Genomic DNA, 5827 nt, shown 5'->3' on the forward strand with positions numbered 1-5827 from the left:
GGCTCATCCCAATCGGGGGTGTAGGAGTTGGGGTCTGAAGCCGCCGGTCTCGAGCAGGCTTCGGGCGATGTAGTTGGTCAGGTTGCGGAACCCGAGTGCGGAGCCGCGCAGGTGTTCGAGCCGTCCGTTGAGCGCCTCGGTCGGCCCGTTGCTGGTGCCGGGTCGTTCGAAGTAGGCGAGCACGTCGGCGGCTCGCTTCTTCAGGGTCCGGCCCAGGGTGGTGAGCTCGGTGAGCACCTTGGGGACGCCGGCGCTGAGGTCGGTGATCAGCTTCTCCATGAGCTCGCGGCCACGTTGCCGGTCCTCGTGGCGATAGGCGGCGATCATGCGCTGGTAGACACCCCAGGTCGCCTCGACCTCGACGTGAGCGTCATCAACGAACAGCGCGCGTAGCCTGTCGCTCTGCTTGTCGGTAAGCAGGTCCGCGCCGGTGTGCAGCGTGCGCCGCGACTTGTAGAGCGGGTCGTCCCTGAACCCACGGTGCCCGTGGATCGCGAGTTGGACCCGGCGCCGACACCTGTCGAGGGCGTCACCGGCCAGGCGCACGACGTGGAAGGGATCCATCACCGTGACCGCGTCCGGGATCTCCTCCGCAGCGGCGGTCTTGAACCCGGTGAAGCCGTCCATCGCGACCACCTCGACCGCGTCACGGAAGGCGTCGTCGCGGTCGGCGAGCCAGGTCTTGAACGCCGCCTTCGACCGGCCCTCGACCATGTCCAGCAGCCTTGCTGGGCCGGCGCCATCGCGGACCTGGGTGAGGTCGATGATCACGGTGACGTACTTGTCGCCACGCCTGGTGTGGCGCCAGACGTGCTCATCGACGCCAATGACCTTCACGCCCTCGAACCGCGTGGGGTCGTTGATCAGCAGCCGATTGCCTTCGGCCAGGACCGCGTTGTTGGCGGTGTCCCACGCGACCCCGAGTCCCTCGGCGACACGGGCGACGGTGAGGTGTGCGACCACGATCCCTTCCAGCGCCCACCGCAACCCGGTGCGCGAGAGCTTCGCGCGTGGCTCCGCCGCGGCGCTGGTGTCTTGGCGCCACACGTGTCCGCAGTCGGCACAGCGGTAGCGGCGCACTACAACTTCCAGCACGGTCGGTCGCCAGCCCAGCGGCTCGTGGGCCAACCGCCGGATCACGGTGTCACGAGCAGCGCCTTCGCTGCCGCACCGTCGGCACCACTGATCTGGTTCCACCACGCGGCACGCGAGGACCGCACGATCCGGTTCAAGTCGTTGCCCGGTCACGCTCAGACCGAGGCCGTCGAGTCGAGCGAAGGCGGTCAGGTCAGGGCGGCCGAAGCCGGCCGGCGGGGTAGCGTCGGACACGTCGAGGTCTTTCGGATGGATGGCGTAGGAACCTCCATCGTCGGGAGACCTCGACGTCTATCTGCGGACCGACGCGCCCGGCCGACCTACACCCTCATCTGGGAAGAGCCGGAAATCACCGGATTTCATCATCCCACCGTTCCGATCGTCGCGCCTGGATTGTCTCCCAGCGAACCCGAGTCCTATGCAGAGGGCTGAACTTTCGCACTCGCCCAGTGATCGTGGAACGATCGGCGTGACCCACCGACAGAAAGCACCGACGCCGTCATGGTCTACATCGTCACGATCGCCTGCGCCCAACTCGACCGGCAGGATGCCGATCTCCGGGCCACGCAGCGCCTGACGAAGACCTTCGCCAAAACCGATCTACCGCACAGCCATGCGTCAGCACTCACCCTCGTCCTCGGTCGAGAATCGGACGGTTCTCGCTTTCTGGCATGGATCGGTGTCGCCACGCAACGCGGTACCGCCGGTATGTTCGACGGCAATCTCACCATTGATCCGCTCCGGCCGGTTCATGACATCCCGGCCGAGGGTGAGGACGGCTTCCTCGCGCGCCTCGACTCGAACCAGCGTGCCCGATTCGACGAAGAATGTCGTCTCGGAAGTGTCGGTTCGATCGATGAGCACATCTGGGGTCCGATCGCGGGCGAACTCCGCGGACGGAACAGCTACCTCACCCGATTGCTCGACTATTTGCAGGCCATCGCAGTTCCACCTCGGCTCGACCCCGAGAACTCGGCCGATATGTCGTGGCAGGAACAGCGGGATGCGGTCGGTGTCCTCACCCGGATCGCGGATCTGCCACCGAATACAACACGAGCGTGGACCCGGCCGTCCTCCCGAGCGGATCCGTATCTCGCCGGACTGATTCCGGAGCCGGTCGAGGCCGCACTCATCGAACAGGATCTCACCGCCTCGGGCCGGAAGATCGCCGAACCCCCGGATTCTTTCGATACTGCCGGCATCTTCGACCACCACGACATTCGAACTGTGCCACCAGGCGCCGAACTATTCGACGACTGGGTACGTGACGAGTCGGTGCGTTGCGATATCCACGTGTTCACCGATCCCGAACACGACCGCACTGTCGAGATCGCCAATGTCAACGCCACACCGGTCGAAGCGCGTCTCGGTACCGACCTCATCTATTACCACCATCAGACGAAGAGCTTCGTCCTTGTCCAGTACAAGCGCCTGAATCCGGCGACCCGCACAGTGTCGGTCGACGACCGCCTCTACCGGCAGCTGGCGCGCCTCGAGACGGTCGAACAGCTCAGTACCGCACCGGCACGGCCCGATGACTGGCGGCTGAGCCCCAGCGCCTGTTTCCTCAAACTCGCCTATTGGCCCGACAACGGCGGCAGAGCAACCGATCTCGCCGACGGGATGTACCTACCGGTGTCCTATGTCCGACTACTCCTCGACGACCCTTGCACACTCAGCGGCCGGACGCGCAAGGACGGCTCCGCCGGACGAGTCCTCGGATACCCGCAGGTCCCGCGGCGCCTGACCAACACACAGTTCATCGACCTCGTCAAACACGGCTTTGCCGGAACCATCGGCGTCACCGTCGAACAGCTACGGGAATTGGTTGACGACCGGATCCGCGCCGGCGCGAATATAGTCCTCGCCTACGAATCCAGCTCGGAATCCAGCCATGAGCGGAGTCGTCGCATACACAGCCGCGTCCCACGGAAGGTGGTGCATCGAGCATCACCACGGCGGCCGGCACCGGCGCCGACACCCCACCGCGGAACCGGACATCGCTGAGCCCACCGACCAGAAGAGGTGGGGTGCCCTCCCACTGAGCGACACAGATCGGGGCGGCCCCGCGACCCAGCCGCGTTCTGTTGAGCTGGGAGGGGCCGGGTGGCTAGGGTCGGCGGGGAAGCGGGGGCCGACCGGTTCCCGTTCGAGGTGAGTCCGGTTTCGGAAGGTTCGTCATGGTCGCTGTTCGGTCGTTGCGGGGGTTGCAGCTACGTCGCACCCGACAGCTACTCCGTCGGAATAACTACCACGAACCTCACCCTTGGCGTGGTATGACCGCGCCCTCACCTGGCAGCGGCTCGAACTGCTCATGCACGATTCGGCGAATGTGAGCGAGGAGTTGGTCGATGTGCGCCACACCATCTACCACCGCCCGCAGTTCGTCGCCGGTATCGACAACCTGCTGTGCCTGCAGAATATGGACAACCGCGTGGAGGATCTGCTCAGCCCCGAGCAGATGGCACGTATCACCGCCTCCACACTCATCATCTGGGGTGCGCAGAACCCGTTCGGCGATGTGCCGGAGGCGCAGCGGATGCGCGAGTCGATCCCCGGTTCGAACCTGGAGATCTTGGGGTAGGACGCCGCTTATTCCGCACTGAACTCCTCGGGATTACGGTGTCTGCGTCGAAAGCTGTCGTAGTACGGCATGGGCTGCGGTGACGCGAGCGTCGATGGGAAAGTTCTTGTTCGCGAGCATGACAATGCCGATCCGTTCGTCGGGTACGAAGGCGGCATACGCGCCGAACCCCGCAGTGGAGCCGGTCTTGTTGAACAACGTCGGACGCGATGGAGTTTGCAGGGTGTGGGGTGTGGCCGGATTGGGTTTCATGGCGGCAACGGAGTTACCGGCCAGTAGCCGATCGAGGCTGACGGGGTAGGGGTATTGCTCCCAGCCGAGCCCTTGGACCATCCCGCCCACGTCGAAATATCCGACGTGGGTTCCCTCGACAGCATCACGAAGGGATGGTTCGAGAGTTTCGGGCGCAATGTTGGCCTCGATGAAGCTGAGCATGTCGGCGGCGGAGGTCTTGACGCCGTAGGCTTGGGAATCCAGAACGCCCGGGGTCACCCGGACCGGCGCATTGCTGTCGTCATATCCCCATGCGTAGTCGTCCATCTGGGCGTGCGGAACGTCGATGTAGCTATGGGACAGCCCCAGATTCGGGAATAGCCGGCCTTGAATCAGCTCGGTGAAATCGCCGTTCATCGCCAGGGCGGTGAGATGGCCGAGCAGGCCGATGCTGGGGTTCGAGTACCGCCGCTGCCGGCCGGGAGCGGCATCCGGCACCCACTGCTGGAAGTAGGTCAGCATCTGAGCGTTGTCGGTGACCTCGGGCGGAAACTGCAGGGGTAGTCCACCCGCCGTGTAGGTGGCCGAATTCAGCAGCGTGGCCTTGTCGATGGCACTGCCCGCCAACTGCGGCAGGTAGGTACTGGGATGATCGTCGAGCGAGACCCGGCCGAGTACTTGTGCGTAGGAAGCCAGTGTTGCGGTGAACGTCTTGCTGATCGAACCGATCTCGAAAATGGTGTCGCGTGACACGGGAGCACCGCTCTGCCGGGAGGCGACGCCATAACCGAAGTAGTGTTGTTCGCCGTCGACGGTCACGGCGACGGCCATACCGGGAACGTCGTACTCGGCCATGAGCGGTTGAAACGCGCGGTTCACGGCGGTGGCGAGAGCATCGGAGCTTCTGGTGCAGGCGGTCGCGCCGACGAGCACGCAGCAGAGGACGATCACCATGGGTAATGCCAGGGCGGATTTGGTGATGGTTCTCAATCGGTGCCCCTTCCCGCGGCAAACAAGCCCAATTGTTTCGGACCCCTGCGAGCGGAAACCTTACCCAGCTCGAGTTTTCACGGCTGATCGGTGTTACGCGAACTCCTGCGAGGTCGCGGCCCGGCGGGCCGGGCGGGGTTTCCGGTCGATGACGCGAACTGCGGTTCGCAGTGCGCTACCCGAAGGCTTTCTCGACCGCGGCGAGTTCCTCAGGGCTCAGGCGCCAGGTGGCGGCATCGACATTCGCCTCGATCTGCTCCGGAGTGGTCGCACCGGTGATGACCGACGAGACACGTGGTTGCGAGAGCAGCCAGCAGATGGCCAGTTCCAAAATGGTGTGTCCCTGATCTTTCGCTATCGCACTCAATCGGTCGACCAGGGCGAAATTGGCATCGGTTGCGGCACCGGCGAGGCGCGGCAGCTCGGCCATCCGTGTCCCGGCCGGAAAATCCGTGCCCGCGGTGTACTTCCCCGTCAACAGTCCGGACGCGAGGGGAAAGTACGGGATGATGCCCAGATCGAATCGCTCGCACGCCGGGACGATTTCGTCCTCCACGGCCCGTTTCAGCAGGCTCCACTCCACCTGAGTGCCGCTGAAGCGAGTCACGCCGAGATTCGTTGCGATGTGATGGGCATCCGCAATCTGCCAGCCGGCGAGGTTCGAGGAGGCGATATAGCGAACCTTGCCCTGGTGCACCAGATCGTCCAATGCCGCAAGAGTCTCCTCGATCGGCGTGCGAGGATCGGGAAAATGCAGGTAGTACAGGTCGATATAGTCGGTGCCGAGCCGCCGCAGACTCTCCTCACACTCGCGAACGACATTACGTCGTGACCCCGTCGCCTGATCCGGCCCGGCCGGTTTCGGACCACCGAATTTCGTCGCGAGAACCACCTCCGACCGCCGAGTACCGAGTGCGGCCCCGAGGTAATCCTCCGAGGTACCCT

The 5827-nt window shown here is 64.5% G+C and carries 5 protein-coding genes; 2 read left to right on the forward strand and 3 right to left on the reverse strand.

Features of this window, described 5'->3' with window-relative positions; genetic code table 11:
• Positions 1–3: 3 nt before the first annotated feature.
• A complete protein-coding gene (locus tag ON22_RS26760) occupies positions 4–1329 on the reverse strand; it encodes an ISL3-like element ISPfr2 family transposase (protein ID WP_033247761.1) in 1326 nt (441 codons plus the stop codon).
• Positions 1330–1596: 267 nt separating this feature from the next.
• Between ON22_RS26760 and ON22_RS26765 the strand changes: the two genes are divergently transcribed.
• Complete coding sequence (locus ON22_RS26765) at positions 1597–3102, forward strand: hypothetical protein (RefSeq protein ID WP_051158123.1); 1506 nt, start codon at positions 1597–1599, stop codon at positions 3100–3102.
• A 259-nt stretch (positions 3103–3361) separates the two neighbouring features.
• Positions 3362–3679, forward strand: coding sequence for an alpha/beta fold hydrolase (locus tag ON22_RS26770; protein WP_081595865.1), 318 nt, complete (start codon positions 3362–3364; stop codon positions 3677–3679).
• A 33-nt stretch (positions 3680–3712) separates the two neighbouring features.
• Here ON22_RS26770 and ampC read toward each other — a convergent pair whose 3' ends face one another.
• Together ampC and ON22_RS26780 are read right to left on the reverse strand one after the other, a co-directional pair.
• Positions 3713–4846, reverse strand: coding sequence for a class C beta-lactamase (gene ampC / locus ON22_RS26775; protein WP_063820666.1), 1134 nt, complete (start codon positions 4844–4846; stop codon positions 3713–3715).
• Positions 4847–5057: 211 nt separating this feature from the next.
• On the reverse strand, positions 5058–5827 hold a 770-nt coding region (locus tag ON22_RS26780), incomplete at its 5' end, for an aldo/keto reductase (protein WP_043740742.1).

This window comes from Nocardia carnea NBRC 14403 (assembly GCF_000308515.1).
In the GTDB taxonomy this organism is placed as follows: domain Bacteria; phylum Actinomycetota; class Actinomycetes; order Mycobacteriales; family Mycobacteriaceae; genus Nocardia; species Nocardia carnea.

Coding starts and splice junctions, on each gene's coding strand:
- ON22_RS26765 (WP_051158123.1), top strand. CDS start 1,597: ATGGTCTACATCGTCACGATCGCCTGCGCCCAACTCGACCGGCAGGAT.
- ampC (WP_063820666.1), bottom strand. CDS start 4,846: ATGGTGATCGTCCTCTGCTGCGTGCTCGTCGGCGCGACCGCCTGCACC.